Genomic DNA, 18,259 nt, shown 5'->3' with positions numbered 1-18,259 from the left:
GCATTCGGAATCACCGTCGACAGCATCCCTCTCGCCGGCACAACGTGATTCACCCCTACCCACAAGTGGCGCCCATCTGCCGGGCGACGTCAACATGTGGGTGATGGTGCTCGGCGACATGGTCATCTTCGGTGGGTACTTCGTCATCTACATGATCTACCGGGCCATGACACCCGAGGCGTTCCTCGCCGCCCAGCAACGCCTCGACATCAACATCGGCGTCATCAATACCGTGATCCTGCTGACCAGTTCGTGGTTCGTGGCACGCAGCGTACTAGCGACCCGCAGTGGGCGTTACGACCAGGCGATCCGACTCACCATCGCCGGGGGCGTTTGCGGCGCAGCCTTTATCGTCCTCAAGTCCTACGAATGGTGGAACAAGATCACCCAGGGCTACACGAACTCCGAGCTGTTCTACTCCTTCTACTACGTGATCACTGGAATTCACCTGGTGCACGTCGCGATTGGGCTGGTGATACTCGGCGTCGTTGTACGGGAACTACGCAATCCGAGCCGACGCAGAGTCTGGATGGTCGAATCGAGCGCCGGCTACTGGCACATGGTCGACTTGCTCTGGGTCGTGATCTTCGCCCTCCTATACGTGATGAGATGACATGGCTGTGACACCCGCCCGCCACACAAGCGGCACTGCCTCGCGCGCAATCACCTGGACATGGCTCGCCCTCTCCGCGATCACGCTCGGATCCTGGTGGATGGCACCGGGCCACTCGGACGGTACGGCGGTGCCCAGCGTGCCGATCACCGTGCTAGCGCTCACTGCCGCATCGATCAAGTGCTCCTTGATCATTCAAAACTTCATGGAAGTACGGCACGCACCTCGATGGCTCCAATTGTCCACCAAGGCTTGGTTGGTGGTCCTGTTCGTGACCATCCTGATTATCTACCTGATCTGAGTACCGGCACAGAACAGATTCTCCAAATTCCACGTCTCCAGCCGAATCACGACATTCCCCTTTCACCAACGGGCTGGAGTAGCTCAGATGCCTCCGCTTCACCTTCCTGCGGGACAACCTGTGCCTGGATTTCCTGCCGGCCCTAGCGGGCGACGACGGGGTGGTCGGCGATAAATGACGGGGCTTTTGGGCGGACTACGGCAGTTGCGCTGCGCCTGGCGAGGCCGGCAGGCGCCACGTTTCGAACGCCATTGCGGCAAGGACGTAGCTGCCCACGACGAAGATCAGTTCCATTGCCTGTCGTTCGCCGACGGTTTCGACTAGTCGCTGCCAGGCATCCCACTGCGCGTGGCCGTTTGCCAGCAGTTCGTCGGTGAACTCGAGGACGACCCGGTCACTGCCTTTGAAACCCGCATTACCCTGGGCAAGTTTGTCGATATCCTCGGCGAATACGCCGTTTTCGGATGCCATGCGGACGTGCTGTCCCCATTCGTATGCCGAACGATGTCGGTGGATGACCCGCATTATCGCCAACTCCCGCAAGCGCGACGGCAGTTCGCCACGCTGGATCAGGAAGCCGTTGAAAGCGAGGAATGCCCTGGCCAGGTCGGGGTGCCGGACGAGCAGTCCGATGACATCGAACTTCATCGGGTCGTGGGTATGGCCGGACCCCGCGCGGGGAACCTTCTCGCCGGGCATTCCGAGGAGCGCGCCGAAGGCGGCGTATTCCTCTTCGCCCCACTGTTCGGCCGCCAGCGGATGCAACCGGTCCTGACCTACCCCGTTTTGATTCATCATGTCCACTTCCTTTTTGTGACTCGGGAGATGCGACTCGGCCGGCTTCAACCGTTGTTGACCAACGGGTTTCGAGTCCGGGGTGGGTGCCGCAGGATTGACCGAGTACCCGGCCATCACTTGATCGTGACATGCCCTTTTCGTCCCACCACGCCCGTCGTGGACAGATGCAGGCGGGTCCGAAGATTCGAACCGGTCCTCGGTGCCGCTGTGCTCGCAATCCGTCATCGAGGGCTTTGCTCAGTACGATGGTTCCCCGCTAGCCGCAACACTCGACGGCTATGCGGCCACCAGAAGTCCGAACTGGTATGAAGAATTCTGTGTGTGCATCGCCGTCGAGCGGAGTTGTGCCGGCGGCGCAGAGAGCTTGCGCTTTGAATGCCCTTGCGGCGTTGCTCATTCGGTACTTGGTCATTCGTGGAAGATCGGTCTCGTTCGGGTTGCTCCACAGCATGACATCGGCGCAGTTGCAGTCGAATAGCTCCGATACCGCTTCGTTCATTCGCGGTTGATCGCGAAAGAGGCCTTCCGCCCCAACGACGACGTGAATCTGCGGATCCTCGCCTGACAATGCTGCTTGATTCACACTCGAGGACAGTGCCGAGTCCGGAGTGAAAGTGTGGGTGCCGAGAATCTGAAGGGCCCGGCACCTGGTGTCCGCCGGGCCCAGCACGATGAGGTCCCAGCCGGCGATTCCGTAGTCGAACAGCAGGCCGCCCGCGTGTTGCACAATCTCGGCCACGCTTGTGCCGAGGACTGCCATCCTGTATCTGTTGCGCTCCCGGTCGCAAGCGAAGACACGGCCGAACTGCTCCGTGCCGCCGATGCCTTTATCAGCGAGGCGGCTCGTAGTAGGTTGCATCTCATTCTCCAGGAAACAGGGCGGTCGTGTATTTCACCGTGATGGCCGTGCTTCGTTGTGGCCCGCGCCGACGAGGTGCGGGGCGTCCACCGCTCCTACCGCGGAGCCGCCGCCTGTGACCACCGCTAATTCACGCCCACGGTTCGTTCCCAGCAATGGTGGTGCGCTTCATGGTTCGTTCCGATGTCGGGGCGTAGGGCAGTGCCCGGTGCAGCATTCCGGTGTTGTCCCAGATCACGACATCGCCAACCTTCCAGTCGTGGGTATAACAGAATTGCTCCTGGGTCGACCAGACAAGGAGTTCGTCAAGGAGTTCTCGGCTTTCCTGCGTTCCCATGCCGACAATGTGATCTGCGGTGGCACCGATCGCCAATGACCGGCGACCGTCTATGCGATTCCAGACCAATGACGTTTCGTGGGTGGGCTGGGTCCGCCAAGCAGCTACCTGCTTCTCGCTGGGTTCGGGGTATACGGCCCGTTGCGAAGCCTCGAAGCTGTGCACGACCCGTAACCCGTCGTAGCGCTCGCGGTCGCGCTCGGGCAGGTTCTCGTACGCGACGTAGGTGCTCGCGAACTCGGTACCGCCGCCGACCATGGCAACGTGGCGGGCGGTGAGCATGGTCGCCTTTGCCGGAACGTCGTTGGTGGTGTCGTCGATGTGCCAGTTGAACGTTCCCCTGAGATATTCAGCCATCGAGTTCTTGGCAGGATCGAGGGAGACTGTGAAGATCCCTTTCCCGCCGGGAGCGAGTACATCGCCGAGTTTCGCACTGAACGCAATCTGCTGCGAGTCGTCGAGGTCGAGTCCACGAATCAGCAACACGCCACGCCATTTGAGGGCCTCCAGGCAGCGGATGGCCACCATGTCATCAGTCAAATCGTCGACACCGGATACCTCGACACCCAGTGCGGGTGTCAGTGCCGCCGTTTGCATCCCGGAAAGGTGATGCCGATTGGATTCATTCATGCTACAAAACACCTTTCTGAAAATGGCCTGCTGTCAGGGAACAGGTTCGATGATGGCGTCCATGCTCGCCGCGCCGGTGTCGGGCACGCGAGGCTGACGCCACGCCTCGATCGGGAACGAAACGTTGATCAGCGAATACGTCAGCAGGAGAAGCCGATAGGCATCGTCGGGCAACGCCTCGAGTGTGAACTCGTCGAGGTAGGTGGCGGCGTCACCAAGACGCGGGAAGGCGGCGTCGTAGAATTCCTGCAACTCATCCATAGTGCTCGACAGTCGCTTTGCGTAGCGATCACCTTCGGATTGGAGCGCCCAGTCGGCAAACGGCTCGAGATCGGCGAAGGCCGCGGGAAGTGTGGTGGACACGTTTCAGTCTCCTGTGATCGTTACCGATGGGTCGCGGACAGTGATGGTGCCCCGGAGCGGCGTTGAACGTCCTCGACAAAGCGCTGTGCCGACGTGTGCAAGTGCCGGAGCAGGACTTCCTGATCGCAGAGAGGGAACCGAGAAACCGCTCTCGTCTCGAGCATGGTCTGGGTCGCCTCGAGCGTATTGCAGTCCTGAAGGCTGAACTCCTTGAAGGTGACCGCCGCCAGTTCCTGGCGCATCCGGTCGGAGGGAGTTTTGGGCGGCGCCATGTACAGCGTGCCCTCGAAGATGTGCTCGTTGTAAGCGGTCGGCCAGTAGTGATACGTCAGATACCAACCCGGCTCCCACACCACGATCATGAAGTTCGGGAAGAAGACGTAGGAGTCCAGGCCCCAAGCCCGGTGTTTGGTCGGATTGAGTCCTGACGGGAGAGTGGCGAGTTCGGGGATGTCGGGTTTGTCCCACGGGCCGAAGTTTCCGCTCCGCAGGACACGTTCGGTCGGCTTGACCATCATCGGATCCTTGGGCGGTGCCATGCCACCCCACGACGACACCATGCCGTGCGGGCCGTCGACGTCATAGTGCAGCGCCTCGAAGCCGTAGCCCATCAGTTTTGCCGATTCGTCGGACACGTACTGCTTCGCGTGCAGCACCGGCGCGTGATAGAACTCGGCAAACGCGTCGATATAGAGTTTCCAGTTGCTGCGCACATGCGACTGGAACTTGTATACGTGCGTCATCTTGTCGAAGGGATAGCCCTTCATACCTGCGGCGAACTTGCCAAGGTAGTCCTCCAGCGACCGAGAGTTGCCTTCGTCGAAGTTGACGAAGACAAACCCCTCCCAGACATCGAGTTGCAGTGGGGTCAAACCCGACTCGTCGTTTCCGATTTCGAAGGTTTCCTGTTGCAGAAAAGCGAAGTGGTCGCCGAGTGCAAAACGCCAGGCGCGCAATTCTCCATTGCCATCTCGGACGACCACCACCGATGAGCGGACCGCATCGATCGGCTTGACGAAGAACGTGCCGGCGTTCGGAGCCTGCTCGACCCGCCCGACATTGAGCCACGAATGCCCGAAGACGGCCTCGCGTTCGACCTCGAAGTAGTCCGGGCTGATCGAGTCGTCGTATGACATCGGTCCGGTGTCGAGACCGAAATGCGCGGTCCAACTTCCTTCTGGCGGTTTCGGAAAATGTGCCATGCGCGGTGTCCTTCCCGACAACTGAATGACGACGGATCTTTGCCGCAACAAGCAAGAAATTGCTCGGCGATAAAGATGAGCCTTGGGGTTTCCGCGGGCCGGCCCCCAAAGGTGGACCACCGGTCCACTTAACTCCCTGTACGATATGGACCAACGGTCAACTTGTCAATCGCTTGGGATGCACACATGGGTCAGCAGGGTTTGAAGCGCGAACGAAGCGATGCAGCTCGCAACCGGCGCGCCATCCTCGACGCGACGGACGAGCTACTGGCGCAATTCGGCGCCGGCAACATCTCCATCGAGCAGATTGCGGCAGCCGCAGGGGTCGGCAAAGGCACCATCTTTCACCGCTTCGGCAGCCGAGCGGGACTGATGGAAGCCCTGGTGGTCGAACGTGCTCAAGCTCTTCGTGAGGCTGTGATCGATGGGCCGCCGCCCCTGGGGCCGGGCGCACCAGCCGCCGACAGACTCCTCGCCTTCTTCGACGCCATGTTCGAGTTGATTGTGGACAACGTCGAGCTGATGAGGGCTCACGACAACGCGACCTCGCATGCACAAGCGGACGAGATCAACGCCTTCTGGCATCGCCACATAGCTGGGCTGCTCATCGAGGCCAGACCAGACGTCGATGCGACGATACTGGCGAGAGTCCTGTTGAGCACTCTCGATCCAGACGTTGTCCTCCATCACATTCGGACCCGTCACACCGCGCGCCTCGCGGCGACTATTCATAGTCTTATCGCAGCGGTTGTTGCACAAGGTGATTGACTGCGCCTCTAGGAGCGTCGGCTCATTCCTCTGGTCGACCGGTGGCGACTGTCATACTGAGTGACAATCTATTTCACTCGGATCGAGATCAACCCCTCAGTGCGCCAGCATGTCCTGCCAGGTCCGGTTCGCCGCGGGGCTCACCAGATCACTCTGCGCGAATGCGTGCCCATCGGGCGTCACATATCGACCCGTGGTCGGATCGTATTGCGCACTGGCCATGGTCGGTCCGTTGGTCGTGCCCGTCCCGCTGTAGGCGGCCGGGGTATTCCGCGGCGGAGTTGGCGGCACGATCGAGGACATTGGAGGCGCCTGCTGGTCGGGCGGCAGGTAACGCGAATCCGGTGCTACGCCCTGCGCTTCGAGACTCGGGTCATGCGGGTAAGGGCCGACGACAGGCTCCTCGTTCGCCAGCGGTTCGAAGTTCTCGTCGCTGTCGCACATCGCAGCTGTCGGAGCACGCTTGCCCGGCTTCGACATGCAGGGGAAGTTTCTGGCGCCGCGCACAGCGACCGGCGAGTCCTGCGGCAGCTTGCAGTACAGCCCGTCGGGCGTGTCGATGGTCGTCGTGTCCCACCCTGGGCGCCTCGCCGACGGCGGCAGGAAGCCGACGGTGCAGGGCGGCGGATCGGAGAAGCCGCTGATGCGGAAGTCGCCCATCCCGAGGCCCATGACGTTGTTCTCGGGGTGGTACGACTGGAGCGCCATCATCGCCGGCGGGAACAGCACGAGCAACTGCTCGAGCGCCGGATGGTAGGTGACGGCGACCTGGCCGACTGTGCCGAGACTTGCCAGCATGACAGGCAGGGTCAGCTTGACCGAATCGAGCAGCTGTGTGGTGTCGTTCACCGCAGCCGGCGCGGTAGCCAGGATGGAGCGGATCTGCGGCTCGTTGGTCACCAACTGATCGGTAACTCCGGCCAGGCTCCGCGACCAGACGTCGATCGCGTCGGTCGACCGCACCTGCGAATCGAGCAGGGGCACACTGTCTTCGATGAGCGCGGCCGTCTGATCCGAGACGCCGTTGACATCGCCGACGAGGGTGGATGCCGAATCGATCACCGAGCCGAGGTCGTCGCCGGCCCCGTTGAGGCCCTTGTACGTCTCATCGAGCAGGCTGCTCATGCTCTCGGTGGAAATACTTCCCACAAGTTTGCTGACGTTGTCGAGCATCGGGCCGACCGGCTGCGGGATCGTCGTGTCGTTCGCATCGATGACCGAGCCCGCGTGTAGATACGGCCCCGAGTCGACGTTGGGACGAAGGTCGACGTACTGCTCACCGACCGCCGAGATGCTGCGGACCTCTGCCTTCAGATCCACAGGGATCTTTGCGGAGTCGTCGATCGACAGCGTGGCCTGCGCGCCGGTATCCGTCAGTTCCACCTTCGTGACCTTGCCGACCTCGAGACCTCGGTAGGTGACGTTGCCGAACCGGTACAGGCCACCTGCCGCGGGCAGATTCAGCTTCACATCCATCCGGCCTATCCCGGCCATGGACGGGACATGCATGTAGTTCACGGACATCATGACGAGGCCGATGATCCCGATAATCGAGAAGATCACCAACTGGATGCGCACGAAGCGCGACAGGATCATCGTCCCCCTCCATTGACGGGCGCACCGAGCGGGTCGTTGGTGTGCTGTGCGGCGTAGCCGGGGTCTCCCACTGCCGCCTGTAGCACCGCGTTGGGGTCACCCAGCGGGGTGCCGAGCAGCAATGAGCGCTGCAGACGCGGAACGGTGAGATCGACGGTCGCATCCAGATTCAGATAGTCGCCCTTGATGAACTTGTCGAGCCCCTTCTGGCCGTACGGGAAGGCAACGGTGAAGGCGACAGCCTCGTTGATCTTCGGGCCGACGTCCCCGAGAGCTTTCAGCGTCGGCTCCAGGTTGCGCAGGTCCGTGATCAGGTCGGACTTGACATCGTCCACCACCGAGGTGGCGGTGTCGCTGAACACCCGCAGCTTGTCGATGGCGGTGGTCAGGTTCGGACGCTCCTGCAGCAGCACGTCGAGAGCGGGCGGGAGCTTCACCAGTGCCTCGTCCAGAACTGCACTTTGCCCCGCGAACGTTGCGGACAGCCGATTGAGACCGTCGATGGTTGCCACGATCTCGCCGCGCTGCGAGTCGAGGGTGCCGATCAGGGTGTCGAGGCGCGGCAGCAAATCACGGATCGCGTCCTGCCTGCCGTTGAGGGCATCGTTGAAGTTCTCGATGATCTCGCCGATCTGACCGAGGCCACCGGCGTTGAGCACCACCGACAACGACGCGAGCGTCTGCTCCGTCGAGGGGAAGGTTTTCGAGCGATCCAGCGGGATAGTCGATCCGGGCGCGATCGCACCTTCCGGCTGCTGTCCCGCCGGGGGGTCGAGCGCGAGGTGCATGGAACCGAGCAGGCTCGTCTGACCGACGGTCGCAACCGCATTCGCCGGAACATTCACTCCGGGCTCAACGGTGAACTCGACATTCGCATGCCACCCGTCGACCTTCATCGGTCCCACATGGCCGACCACGACATCGTCGATCAGCACGGGCGAATTCGATTCGAGCGTCCCGACATTGGCGATCTCGGCGTGGTAGACCGTGGCGCCGCCGCCATTACCGACGGCACCCGGCAGCGTCATTGCGTTCACACCCTGCCAGCCGCAGCCGGATACGGACGCCACCACTGCACAACCGGCGGCCACCAGGCGGGCACGGCGGCCGGCCCGGCTGGGAATCCAAGTATCGCTGCGGGCGCTCATGGATTAGGCCTTCCGAAGGGAGCCAATAGATCCGGAATCGCGACCGGTGCCTTTGCCGGTGAGTTCGGCGTATTCGGCGGTGCGACGACCGCGGGAATCAGGTCGGGCTCGCTGTAGACCAGCAAGTCCGACGGCGGACTCGGCGAATTCAGCGGGCTGATCTTGAACGGCAAGGTGTTGAACATCAACATCGGGGCGATCGGGCCGAGGAAATCGGCGCACCTCTTCGCGCCCTCGGCAGCCGTCACGTTCTCGATACTCGCCACGCTGCCGCAGATGAACTGGAGCGGATTCGAGAACTGATTCAGCCCCAACACACCTGCGGGGGTGCCGGTTTCCGGGTTGTACATGTTGTAGAAGTTGGCGAGGCTGGTGGGAAACACGTGCAGCAACTCCTCGAGTCCGTCCTTGTGGTCGGCGAGATTCTGCGTCACGTTCGCGAGGCGCTGCACCGACTCGCTGGTCCGGTCGGTGTTCTCGGCGACGAATCGCTGCACATCGATGACTGCCACCGACAGGCTATTCAGCGCGGCATCGAGATCGGACCGGCTGCCGTCCAGCACACTGGTCAGCGATGCGAGCCGATTCTCGAACTGAACGATCTGCTCGCTGCTCTTGCTCAATGTCGACACAAAGATCTGCAGGTTCTTGATGATGTCGACGATATTTCCGCTGCCCGAGGCGAGGATTCGCCCGACATCGGACAACTGCGCGAGCGTTTCGCGCAGTTTGTCACCGTTGCCCGCCATCGCATTCGCGGCGCTGTCGATGAATCGGCCGGCCGTGCTGGAACCGGAACCGTCCGGACCGAGATCGGTCGCCAACCTGTCGAGTTGGACCTTGACCTCGTCCCACTCCACCGGAACGGCGGTGTGCTCCAGCGGGATATGAGTGCCCTCCGCCATGGTCGGGCCATCGTTCCGGTACGACGGAGTCAGCTGGACGTACCGTGCGGCTACGAGGTTTTGCGCCACGATGATCGCGTCGGCGTCGGCCGGGACCTTCACCCCACGATCGACGGCCATTTCGATTCGGGTGCTGGTCCCGTTGGCGTCGATGGATTTGATTGTGCCGACCTTGACACCGGAAACGCGAACGTCATCACCCGGGTATATACCCGTGGCGGTGGTGAAGTCGGCACTCAGCTTCCATGGTCCGAACAACTGCCGTTGCCCAACCACGAGACCGGCGATCACCAGGATCGCCACGACCACGATGCCTGTGATCCGGACAAAACGATTGCGCATCATCGGGGCGTCTCCAGGTGTGGCAGCGGGAACGGCGCGGCAGGCTGGAGTCCAAACGCCTGGTCGATGAACGGCTGAATCAACGGCCCCAAAGCCAGATTGGCTACGTAGGCGTTGTAGAACGCACCGCCCGATATCGCCTCGCCCTGAGTCAGCGCGACCTTGCCGAGGCCCGGAATCGCCGTGTTGATGTTGTCACGTTGCCGCTCCAGAAGCGCCGAAACGGAATTCAGCCGGTCCAGTGTCGGCCCCAACTCGGCCTCGTTGTCCGCGACGAGACCGGAGAGTTGCAGTGCGACGGCGTTCGTGTTCGCCAGCAATGTCGAGATCGCCTGCCGACGATCGTTGAGTACGCCGACCAGCAGATTCGCGTTGAGGATCAGGCTGTTTACGCGTTCGCTGCGTTCGCCGAGGATCCCACTCACATCTGCAGTCGTCTTCAACAGATCACGCAGCGATTCGTTGCGTGCGTTGAGCGCCCGGGACACCGCAGTCAGTCCGTCGAATGTCGGGCCGAGTTCCGGTGCGACGCTGTCCAGGGTCGCGGTCAGGGTGTCCAGGGACTGATTGAGCTGATCCGTATCGATGCCGGCCGCATTCGTGGTGAGCTCACTCACGGCATCGGTTAGCGAGTACGGCGACCCGGTCCGCTCGACTGGGATCGTGTCGCGCGGCTTCAGCGACCCCGAGCCTTGCGACTCGATCGTCACGATGCGCTTGCCAAGCAACGAGCCGGTCCTGACGTGCGCGGTGCTTTCCGAGCCGAACTCGATCTTGCCGTCGACGGACAACGTCGCCACGGCGTCGCCGTTGCGCAGCGAAATCTTCGATACCGTACCGACTTTCATACCGGAAACAATCACATCGGCGCCTGCGGTCAAGCCGCCGGCCTCGGAGAACACTGCTTCGTAGTGGACGGGTGTTTTCAACGTGATGAACTTCGTGGACTGCAGTCCGACCAGGATGACGCACACGATCATCACAACGCCGACGATGCCCTGCCGGAACAGTTTCGAGTTTTTGTACTTCAGCATCAGGAATCAGCGCACCTTCCGGTCGTCTGCCTGATCCACGGCAGCACTATCACTCCACCGTTCGGATCGGACACCCGGACCGTGACGCCGCAGATCCAGTACTGGATGAAGCCGCCGTACGCCCCGGTGCGCGCCATCTTCCGGAAGTTCTCCGGCGCCACGCTCAGCGCCTTGTCCAGCGTGGGAAGGTCATTGTCGATGTTGGTGGCCGCGACCTGAAGATTCTCGATTGAACCGTTGAGCGACGGTCGCGCCTGTGTCAGTAGATCGGCAATCGTGGCCGTTCCCTTGTCGAGCGACACGATAGCTGCTCCGATCGGATCCCGCTCGGCCGCAAGCTGATCAACGAGTGCGCCGAGTTTGTCCACGGTGGCCGAGAACTCGTCACCGTTGCGGGACAGTGTCTCCATCACCGTCTTCAGGTTGTCGATTAGCTGCTCGATGGTCTGGCTGTTGTTGCCCAGGGCCGAGGTGAAGGACGCCGTCTTGTTCAGCAGAGAGCCGGCGGTGTCCTCCTGACCCTGCAGGATCTGCACAAGTGACGCGGTGAGGGCATTGACCTCCTGCGGTTTCAAGCCCTGGATGACGGGCTTGAAACCGCCGAGCAGCAGGTCGAGGTCCAGCGCCGGCTCGGTGTGATCCAACGGAACCTCGGAACCGGCCTTCAGCACATGCGTGGAACCGGGCGCGTCGACGACTTCGAGGTACCGGTCACCGACCAGGTTGAGATAGCGCGCCGCGATCTTTGTGCCGTCGGTCAGCGCGAGAGTGTCGTCGGCGTCGAACGTGACCTTCACCGTCTTGTCGTCACGCAGCTGCACGCCCTTGACAGTGCCCACCCGTATCCCGGCAACTCGCACCGTATCCCCCGACTTCAACCCCGAAGAATCCGCGAAAATCGCGGAATACGAGGTGGTGGAGCCGCTTCGGTACTGGCTGAAAACGAGGACGAGGAAAGCGGACAGGATGAGCATGACCACCGCGAACGCGGAGAACTTGATCAGCATCGCATTGCGTCTCATCGCGGACCCTCAGCTCCGGCAGGGACCGGTGTCCGCGGCACGCCACCGAACAGTAGTTGGGTGAGGTTTCCCGCGTTCACCTGGACGGTCGTGCCATCGTCCACCCATGGATTCGTGCCGATATCGGTGACCAGAAACTTCGGACGCGTACCGAACGGCAGATCCGGGGCTCCCATGCAATGCGGTCCGCCACTGGCCGCGACCTTGGGCAGATTTTCCGGGTACCTGTAGGGATCTTCACCCAACAGGAAGCTGGCCGCCAATCCGACACCGCCAGTGCCGACTGTGGCCCCGGAATTCAGCTTGGCCAGGGTCTGCACCCCGCAGGTGAGCGCCGGGGCGTACTCGTTGGTAAGCGCAAGGGTCGGCACCAGCAGGTCGAGAGCATTCGCCAAGGGCGCGTGGTTCTCGTTGAGTATCGGAGTGCCGACGTCCGACAGCCCGATCACGCTGACCAGCACGGCATCCAGGTTCTGCTGCTCCTCGACGACGGTCTGGCTGAGCGGCGAGGCATTGCCTACCGTCGTCACCAGGTCCGGCGCAGCCTGCGCGTAGCTGTCGACCACGACCGGCGCCATTGCGAGATCACTGCGCAGCGCGGGCAGGCTCGGGTCGAGCTTGACCAGCAGTGCATCGAGATCGACAAGCATCTGGCCGAACTGATCGCCGCGGCCGCGGGTCGCGACGGCGATGGCGCCGAGCGTTTCGTTCAGCTTCTCCGGTTCGATACTCCCCAGCACCGAGGTGAGTTGCTCGAATACGGTATTGACTTCGACTGTCACCTGCTGCGCGTCGAATACCTGGCCGGCATACATCCGCTCTGCCGACGGAGTCGCCGGCGGGATCAATTCGACATACTTCGCGCCGAACACGGTGCTCGCTGCGATATCCACGGTGACATCGGACGGAATCCGTTGCATATCTTCCGGATTCATCGCCAGATGCAACTCGGCCTGCCCCTCGGGCAGTTCCTCGATCGAGCCGACCTTGCCGACCGTCACACCGTTCATCTTCACTTTGGCGTCGGGATTCATCACCAGTCCGGCACGCGGTGATAGCACGCGCACCTCTACGGAGTCCGTAAGTCCGCCCTGAAACAGGACGACGGCCACGCCAACAATGCCGACCAGCGCCAGGATGGCCACCAGGCCCATCAGCGGACGTAATACATTCTTGGACATCGGCTCCCCTCAGCCGGACAGGTTGAAGTTGCCGTTGGATCCGTAGATCGCCAACGAAACCAACAGGGTCACCGACACCGTCGCGATCAGCGAGGTGCGCACTGCGTTGCCCACGGCGATGCCGACCCCGGACGGGCCACCGCTGGCGAAGAAGCCGAAGTAGGTGTGAATCAACAAGATCACGAGTGCCATCAGGATCGCCTGTAGGAATGACCACAACAGATCGATCGGATTCAGGAAGGTCGCGAAGTAGTGTCCGTACAGACCCGCGGACTGGCCGAGCAAGACCACCGTTGTGAAGCGGCTCGCAACGAATGAGGCAACAACCGCGATCGCGTAGAGCGGGGTGATCGCGATCATCCCTGCGACCATCCGCGTTCCCACGAGATAGGGGATCGGTTCGATGCCGAGTGACTCGAGTGCATCGACCTCTTCGTTGATCCGCATCGCGCCCAGTTGTGCGGTAACTCCGGCGCCGAACGTGGCGGCGAGGCCGATGCCGGCGACGACCGGCGCGAGGATGCGAACGTTGATGAACGCCGACAGGAAGCCGGTCAGGGCCTCGATGCCGATGTTGCCGAGCGAGCTGTAGCCCTGTACTGCGAGAGTTCCACCGGCTGCCAGGGTCAGGAAGCCGACGATCACGACGGTTCCACCGATCACCGCGAGCGTGCCGGAACCCATGCTGATCTCGGCGATAAGCCGGACCGTCTCGCGACGGTAATGCATCGCCGCGCGCGGCGCGCTTACCAGCGCCTTGATGTAGAAGAGGACATGATCACCGATCCGGCTCAGGCTGTTGACCGGCTTCTTGATGTTTCGCGCAGCGCGCGGGTAGGCGGCACCCAGAGCACTCAAAGCCACGACGTCACCCCCCTCAGACCGTCGCCCGGATACCGATGGCGGTAACTACGACATTGATGACGAAAAGCGCCATGAACGCGTACACCACGGTCTCGTTCACCGCATTGCCCACGCCCTTGGCGCCACCGGAAACGGTAAGCCCGCGGTAGCAGGCGACCAGTCCGGCGACGAGCCCGAAAAGCAGAGCCTTGACGGAGGAAATGATGAGTTCGTTGGTGCCGGTGAGCAGGGTGATACCTGCGGCGAAAGCGCCGGGGTTGACATCCTGCACGAACACCGAGAAGACGTAACCGCCCACGATGCCGATGATGCAGACCAGACTGTTGAGGAGCAGCGCGACCAGGCCCGAGGCAAGCATGCGCGGTGTGACGAGCCGCTGCACCGGATCGATGCCGAGAACCTCCATGGCGTCGATCTCTTCACGAATCGTCCGCGAGCCGAGATCCGCGCACATCGCTGTGGCCCCGGCGCCGGCCACGATAAGCACGGTCACCATCGGGCCGATCTGGGTCACGGCACCGAATGCTGCGCCTGCGCCGCTGAGATCGGCGGCGCCAAGTTCGCGCAAGAGGATGTTGAGAGTGAAGCTGACAAGCACGGTGAACGGGATGGCGACAAGCAACGTGGGAATCAGCGAAACGCGGGCCACGAACCACGACTGTTCGAGGAACTCGCGTGCCTGGAACGGGCGCCGGAACGCGAACTTGATCGCATCCGCAGACATGGCAAACAGGCCACCCACCGATTGCATGGGCTTGGAGTTCAAGCCAAGTGAGCTCGGCGGCGTCCACTTCGGGATCTTGATCGCCATCAGCGCACCGCCGCGCCCGCACTCGTCATCGCTGACACCGGAACAACACGATCAAAGTAGTGCACCATTTCCATTCGAGGCTCGCTGTTGCGAACGCGGATGCTGTCGTCCCCCCCGGCTACGACCGCGAAGGCTGATTCGCGGCCGGCCCACGCTTAGCGGTCGCGAGGCCGTGAGATCAGATCCGACATCCTCCGTATCACTGAAATCCGATTCTCATTGGTGAGAATAGTACCGACAGTATCGGAGAACGCAATAGATCATTCAGAAATCAACTACTTCATTCACTCCTCCCTTGAAGACTGGCGTCATCGCGAAACCACCTCTGCAGCAACGATTATGGACACCCGCGGAAATGCCCATGCAGGCGCGATACCCCGCATTGGCCGCCCAATGCGTGCCGAGGGGCGTTGTGGCGGAGCGGATCGGCGCGCCCGTCGGGCCGCGCCGGCGCTCGGCGCGAGCGGCTACCCGGCGGGCACGAGGTCGGCTCCAATGAATCGCGATGACAGCACTCCGGTCCGGAATGCCTCGGTCGCGGTCACCGTGTTCGGTGCGACGCCCGCGGCGGCGAGTGCCTTGCCTTTGAATGCCCGCGCCGCGAGGCTGAGCTTGTGCTCGACATTGTCCACGGGGCCCTCGAGGTCGACCGGCCACGTCGCGCCCCACATCGCGACATCGACGCCGCCGTCACCGAGGGCCTTGCGCAGCCCCGGCCCGATCCGCGGGTCGAGGGCATAGAGGTCGGCGGACACGGCGACCACATGAGGTCGACGGTCGCTGCCGCCGGCATCGAGGATGGCGTCCAGCGATACCGGTTCGGCGCCGAGGATCCGCAGGGCGCGCGCGTCCAGATAGTCGGGAGTAAGGACGCTGACCTCCCACCCTGCCAGTGCGCGGTCGAACAACCAGCCACCGGCATGCCGAACGACGTCGATCGTGCTTGGCCCCACCACGTCGAGCCGATATCTCATGATCTTCCTTCCGCCGTGATGTCCCGTTCCAAAGCCCTTGCGTAGTCGTTGAAGACCGCGGTCAACGAGATCGAGTGATCGATCAACCACGAGATCTCCATTCCGGTGATGAACGCAATGATTTCCACGGCTCGGATACGGGGATCGAAATCGTCACGGTATTGTCCCGCGTCCTGGCCGCGACGAATCGAATCGCTGACGATGTCGATCGCGGTGCGCCAGCGATTCAGCATGCGTTCGTGGAGTGGCGTGCCGGGAAATAGATTCTCTGCCAATAAAACAACGAACATTCCGACCAATTCGGGCGAATGTTCGATTCGGTCGGCGGTGGTACGGATTCCTTCGATCAAGTCACCGGACTGGTCCGAACTTGCCTCGTCATCGGCGTCGCGGGCATCGAGCAGCGCATGCAGCAACTGCTCCTTGGATTGGAAATGATGTAGCACTCCGGCTGCCGTGACGCCGGCTTCCTCCGCGATCCGGGCGAGCGTCGTGTTGCGCCATCCGCTGCGGGTCAGGCTCCGTTGGGCGACGGCGAGAATCAGCTGACGGCGGTCTTCGCCTTTGGCCAACAGCGTGGCGTACGGCCGAGAATCGGTCACCACCCAACCTCTCTGTCGACCGGCAAACCTGGTGAACCAACATTAAGTTGGTTTTTGCAGTGTGACAAGGGTCTCATCAAAATCGGCGATCCGAAATCTTGCGCAATCGACGTCCGCATGGCAGACCGATCACTCGCTCGGCTTTGCGGGGTGCGTTGGTTGGGAATCAGCAGCGGCGAGAGAACGCGATACATCGGCGCTTCATTCTCGTCGAGACGTTTGGGCAATGTTGTCTCGGATGATGTTCTTCTGCACCTTCCCGCTGGCGGTGCGTGGGTACTCCGCGACCTCTACCAGCAGTTCCGGCCATTTCTGCCTGGCCACACCCGCGCCCTCGAAATGAGTCCGCACCTGCTCGAGCGAGGGCATCGAGGCATCGGGCCGCACCCGCAGCACGGCCGCGACCCGCTCGCCGAAACGCTCATCCGGCGCCGCGACAACGATCGCCTCGGCCACCGTGGGCATACCGAGCAGAACCTCCTCCACCTCCATCGCGCTGATGTTCTCGCCACCGCGGATGATCAGATCCGACTTGCGGTCGGTCACAGTCAGATAGCCGTCCTCGTCGAACACGCCGATATCGCCGGTGTGGTACCAGCCGTCGCTGTCGAACGCCCTGCTCGTCAGTGCGTCGTCGAGGTAACCGAGGCACAAATCCGGTCCGCGACTGATGATTTCGCCGTCCTCTGCCAGCCGGACCTCCACACCGGGCAACGCGCACCCGTCGGTCAGCAGACGCTTGTCTTCGGGCGCACTGTTGAGCGAAGCGGTGATCGAGGGATGCTCGGTGCTTCCGTAGGCTCGGAAGACGATGATCCCGAGGTCGGCAATCCGGCGGGTGACAGCGGTGGGGACCACCGAGCCGCCGAGCCCGAACTGTTTGACGTGGGCGAGGTGTTCCGGCGTGCAGTCCGGGTGGTCGAGCAGGCTGGTCACGAAGTAGGGTGGTCCGCCGCCGACCGTGAGTCCATCGCTCTTCATCAGGGCCAGCGCCATTCCTGGATCCCAGATGTCGGCCAGATGCACCGGCAAGCCCTGCATGACCGGAATGAAGAACGCCCCGACCATCCCGATGAAATGGCCGACCGGCGTCGCGGTGAGATTTTTGGCGTCATCCGCGGAATTGCGCTGGACCAGTTGGCGGGCTTCGCAGCCGAGCGTCTGATGGCTGTGTACGACGCCTTTCGGTGCGCTCGTCGTGCCCGAGGTGAAGGCGATCAGTGCCGGGGCACCCGGATCGGCCGCGAGGGTTCCACTCATCGGTTCGTCGGCAAGCAGGTCGTCGAAGTCCCGACCGACGACACCCCCCACGACCCCGACGATCGGGACGCCGGCACTGACATCCGGCTCGTAGGCCATGCGGCCGAACCGTTCTGCGGTGATGAACACCTTCGGCTGTGCGGTCGCGAGAATGTGCTCGAGCTCCTTGCGGCCGTAGAAGTGCACGATCGGGACCACCGCCGCGCCGAGGAACGACGCGGCCCAGAAGGTGGCCGCCGCCTCCATCCAGTTCGGTAGCTGAAATGCCACGACATCGCCCGGGCCCACGCCACGCTCGCGCAGGCCGGCCGCGAGTCGGCGGGCGACGTGTTCGACATCGCCGAAGGTGCCCGACCAGGGGCGCACCTGCGAGTGCACCCGGAACTCGGTGCCGGGAGCTGCGGCGATGCGCTCGGCAAGCAGGTCGCCTATGGTTTCCAGGCTCCACCACCCTTCGGCGATATATCGCTTGCACAACTCGTCGGGGATCGTTCGCATCGACGTCCATCACTTCCCGCCGGAAACATGCCTCTCGGGGTGGGCGAAGGCTACATCCGCCAATACGCCTCGAGGCTGTTTCGGGCCAACCGGCTGCCCTGTTCTACTCAACATATGTAGAGTAAATTTCTCAATATTGAAAGCGCCGTTC

General features: G+C 62.4%; 19 protein-coding genes. 3 read left to right on the top strand and 16 right to left on the bottom strand.

Annotated elements, in window-relative coordinates; translation table 11 throughout:
• Positions 1–94 precede the first annotated feature (94 nt).
• Complete coding sequence (locus OG921_RS14050) at positions 95–613, top strand: cytochrome c oxidase subunit 3 (protein ID WP_266113229.1); 519 nt, start codon at positions 95–97, stop codon at positions 611–613.
• Position 614: 1 nt separating this feature from the next.
• Positions 615–914: a cytochrome C oxidase subunit IV family protein gene (locus OG921_RS14045; RefSeq protein WP_266113076.1), complete on the top strand. Its 300-nt coding sequence runs from the start codon at positions 615–617 to the stop codon at positions 912–914.
• A 195-nt stretch (positions 915–1,109) separates the two neighbouring features.
• Here OG921_RS14045 and OG921_RS14040 read toward each other — a convergent pair whose 3' ends face one another.
• The 5 genes from OG921_RS14040 to OG921_RS14020 all read right to left on the bottom strand — a co-directional run bounded on the left by OG921_RS14040 (position 1,110) and on the right by OG921_RS14020 (position 5,103).
• Positions 1,110–1,712 carry a carboxymuconolactone decarboxylase family protein gene (locus tag OG921_RS14040; RefSeq protein ID WP_266113075.1) on the bottom strand — a complete coding sequence of 201 codons (603 nt, stop codon included), beginning with the start codon at positions 1,710–1,712 and terminating at the stop codon, positions 1,110–1,112.
• 256 nt (positions 1,713–1,968) lie between these two features.
• Positions 1,969–2,472 (bottom strand): hypothetical protein, encoded by a 504-nt coding sequence (locus tag OG921_RS14035; protein WP_266113074.1) that lies wholly within the window; start codon positions 2,470–2,472, stop codon positions 1,969–1,971.
• Between the two features lie 229 nt (positions 2,473–2,701).
• On the bottom strand, positions 2,702–3,505 hold the full coding sequence (locus OG921_RS14030) for a TauD/TfdA family dioxygenase (protein ID WP_266113228.1): 804 nt from the start codon (positions 3,503–3,505) through the stop codon (positions 2,702–2,704).
• Between the two features lie 66 nt (positions 3,506–3,571).
• Positions 3,572–3,901 (bottom strand): hypothetical protein, encoded by a 330-nt coding sequence (locus OG921_RS14025; RefSeq protein ID WP_266113073.1) that lies wholly within the window; start codon positions 3,899–3,901, stop codon positions 3,572–3,574.
• A gap of 20 nt (positions 3,902–3,921) precedes the next feature.
• Positions 3,922–5,103 (bottom strand): RHO alpha subunit C-terminal catalytic domain-containing protein, encoded by a 1,182-nt coding sequence (locus tag OG921_RS14020; RefSeq protein WP_266113072.1) that lies wholly within the window; start codon positions 5,101–5,103, stop codon positions 3,922–3,924.
• Between the two features lie 186 nt (positions 5,104–5,289).
• On the opposite strand from OG921_RS14020, the gene OG921_RS14015 reads away from it, so the two are divergent.
• Positions 5,290–5,871 (top strand): TetR/AcrR family transcriptional regulator, encoded by a 582-nt coding sequence (locus tag OG921_RS14015; RefSeq protein WP_266113071.1) that lies wholly within the window; start codon positions 5,290–5,292, stop codon positions 5,869–5,871.
• A 96-nt stretch (positions 5,872–5,967) separates the two neighbouring features.
• Here the strand turns inward: OG921_RS14015 and OG921_RS14010 are convergent, their stop codons facing one another.
• From OG921_RS14010 to OG921_RS13960, 11 genes are all read right to left on the bottom strand, one after another.
• Positions 5,968–7,464: an MCE family protein gene (locus OG921_RS14010; protein WP_266113227.1), complete on the bottom strand. Its 1,497-nt coding sequence runs from the start codon at positions 7,462–7,464 to the stop codon at positions 5,968–5,970.
• Positions 7,464–8,615, bottom strand: a complete 1,152-nt coding sequence (locus tag OG921_RS14005; RefSeq protein WP_266113070.1) for an MCE family protein — start codon at positions 8,613–8,615, stop codon at positions 7,464–7,466. Before OG921_RS14005 ends, OG921_RS14010 begins: the two co-directional genes overlap by 1 nt.
• Positions 8,612–9,865 (bottom strand): MCE family protein, encoded by a 1,254-nt coding sequence (locus OG921_RS14000; protein ID WP_266113069.1) that lies wholly within the window; start codon positions 9,863–9,865, stop codon positions 8,612–8,614. Before OG921_RS14000 ends, OG921_RS14005 begins: the two co-directional genes overlap by 4 nt.
• Positions 9,862–10,896: an MCE family protein gene (locus OG921_RS13995; RefSeq protein ID WP_266113068.1), complete on the bottom strand. Its 1,035-nt coding sequence runs from the start codon at positions 10,894–10,896 to the stop codon at positions 9,862–9,864. The genes OG921_RS14000 and OG921_RS13995 overlap by 4 nt, the downstream gene beginning before the upstream one ends.
• Positions 10,896–11,918, bottom strand: coding sequence for an MCE family protein (locus OG921_RS13990; protein ID WP_266113067.1), 1,023 nt, complete (start codon positions 11,916–11,918; stop codon positions 10,896–10,898). Before OG921_RS13990 ends, OG921_RS13995 begins: the two co-directional genes overlap by 1 nt.
• Positions 11,915–13,099 carry an MCE family protein gene (locus OG921_RS13985; RefSeq protein ID WP_266113066.1) on the bottom strand — a complete coding sequence of 395 codons (1,185 nt, stop codon included), beginning with the start codon at positions 13,097–13,099 and terminating at the stop codon, positions 11,915–11,917. Before OG921_RS13985 ends, OG921_RS13990 begins: the two co-directional genes overlap by 4 nt.
• A 9-nt stretch (positions 13,100–13,108) precedes the next feature.
• On the bottom strand, positions 13,109–13,957 hold the full coding sequence (locus tag OG921_RS13980; RefSeq protein ID WP_266113226.1) for an ABC transporter permease: 849 nt from the start codon (positions 13,955–13,957) through the stop codon (positions 13,109–13,111).
• Between the two features lie 19 nt (positions 13,958–13,976).
• The gene (locus OG921_RS13975; protein WP_266113065.1) at positions 13,977–14,774 is read right to left on the bottom strand and encodes an ABC transporter permease; all 798 of its coding nucleotides are present in this window, start codon (positions 14,772–14,774) and stop codon (positions 13,977–13,979) included.
• 467 nt (positions 14,775–15,241) lie between these two features.
• Complete coding sequence (locus OG921_RS13970; protein WP_266113064.1) at positions 15,242–15,748, bottom strand: hypothetical protein; 507 nt, start codon at positions 15,746–15,748, stop codon at positions 15,242–15,244.
• Entirely contained in the window at positions 15,745–16,350 is a 606-nt protein-coding gene (locus OG921_RS13965; protein ID WP_266113063.1) for a TetR/AcrR family transcriptional regulator, read from the bottom strand. The genes OG921_RS13970 and OG921_RS13965 overlap by 4 nt, the downstream gene beginning before the upstream one ends.
• Positions 16,351–16,551: 201 nt before the next feature.
• Complete coding sequence (locus OG921_RS13960) at positions 16,552–18,108, bottom strand: AMP-binding protein (protein ID WP_266113062.1); 1,557 nt, start codon at positions 18,106–18,108, stop codon at positions 16,552–16,554.
• Positions 18,109–18,259 lie beyond the last annotated feature (151 nt).

Origin of the sequence: Aldersonia sp. NBC_00410, from assembly GCF_026342035.1 — a bacterium.
GTDB lineage: Bacteria > Actinomycetota > Actinomycetes > Mycobacteriales > Mycobacteriaceae > Aldersonia.
The sequence above is the reverse complement of the archived record's forward strand: the minus strand, read 5'-3'. Positions and strand labels throughout refer to the sequence as shown.

Excerpts from the sequence above, each read along its gene's own strand:
- OG921_RS14015 (WP_266113071.1), top strand. The coding sequence starts at position 5,290 with ATGGGTCAGCAGGGTTTGAAGCGCGAACGAAGCGATGCAGCTCGCAAC.
- OG921_RS13985 (WP_266113066.1), bottom strand. The coding sequence starts at position 13,099 with ATGTCCAAGAATGTATTACGTCCGCTGATGGGCCTGGTGGCCATCCTG.
- OG921_RS13990 (WP_266113067.1), bottom strand. The coding sequence starts at position 11,918 with ATGAGACGCAATGCGATGCTGATCAAGTTCTCCGCGTTCGCGGTGGTC.
- OG921_RS14040 (WP_266113075.1), bottom strand. The coding sequence starts at position 1,712 with ATGATGAATCAAAACGGGGTAGGTCAGGACCGGTTGCATCCGCTGGCG.
- OG921_RS13960 (WP_266113062.1), bottom strand. The coding sequence starts at position 18,108 with ATGCGAACGATCCCCGACGAGTTGTGCAAGCGATATATCGCCGAAGGG.
- OG921_RS13975 (WP_266113065.1), bottom strand. The coding sequence starts at position 14,774 with ATGGCGATCAAGATCCCGAAGTGGACGCCGCCGAGCTCACTTGGCTTG.
- OG921_RS14020 (WP_266113072.1), bottom strand. The coding sequence starts at position 5,103 with ATGGCACATTTTCCGAAACCGCCAGAAGGAAGTTGGACCGCGCATTTC.
- OG921_RS14030 (WP_266113228.1), bottom strand. The coding sequence starts at position 3,505 with ATGCAAACGGCGGCACTGACACCCGCACTGGGTGTCGAGGTATCCGGT.
- OG921_RS14005 (WP_266113070.1), bottom strand. The coding sequence starts at position 8,615 with ATGAGCGCCCGCAGCGATACTTGGATTCCCAGCCGGGCCGGCCGCCGT.
- OG921_RS14000 (WP_266113069.1), bottom strand. The coding sequence starts at position 9,865 with ATGATGCGCAATCGTTTTGTCCGGATCACAGGCATCGTGGTCGTGGCG.
- OG921_RS14035 (WP_266113074.1), bottom strand. The coding sequence starts at position 2,472 with ATGGCAGTCCTCGGCACAAGCGTGGCCGAGATTGTGCAACACGCGGGC.
- OG921_RS13995 (WP_266113068.1), bottom strand. The coding sequence starts at position 10,896 with ATGCTGAAGTACAAAAACTCGAAACTGTTCCGGCAGGGCATCGTCGGC.
- OG921_RS14050 (WP_266113229.1), top strand. The coding sequence starts at position 95 with ATGTGGGTGATGGTGCTCGGCGACATGGTCATCTTCGGTGGGTACTTC.
- OG921_RS13970 (WP_266113064.1), bottom strand. The coding sequence starts at position 15,748 with ATGAGATATCGGCTCGACGTGGTGGGGCCAAGCACGATCGACGTCGTT.
- OG921_RS14045 (WP_266113076.1), top strand. The coding sequence starts at position 615 with ATGGCTGTGACACCCGCCCGCCACACAAGCGGCACTGCCTCGCGCGCA.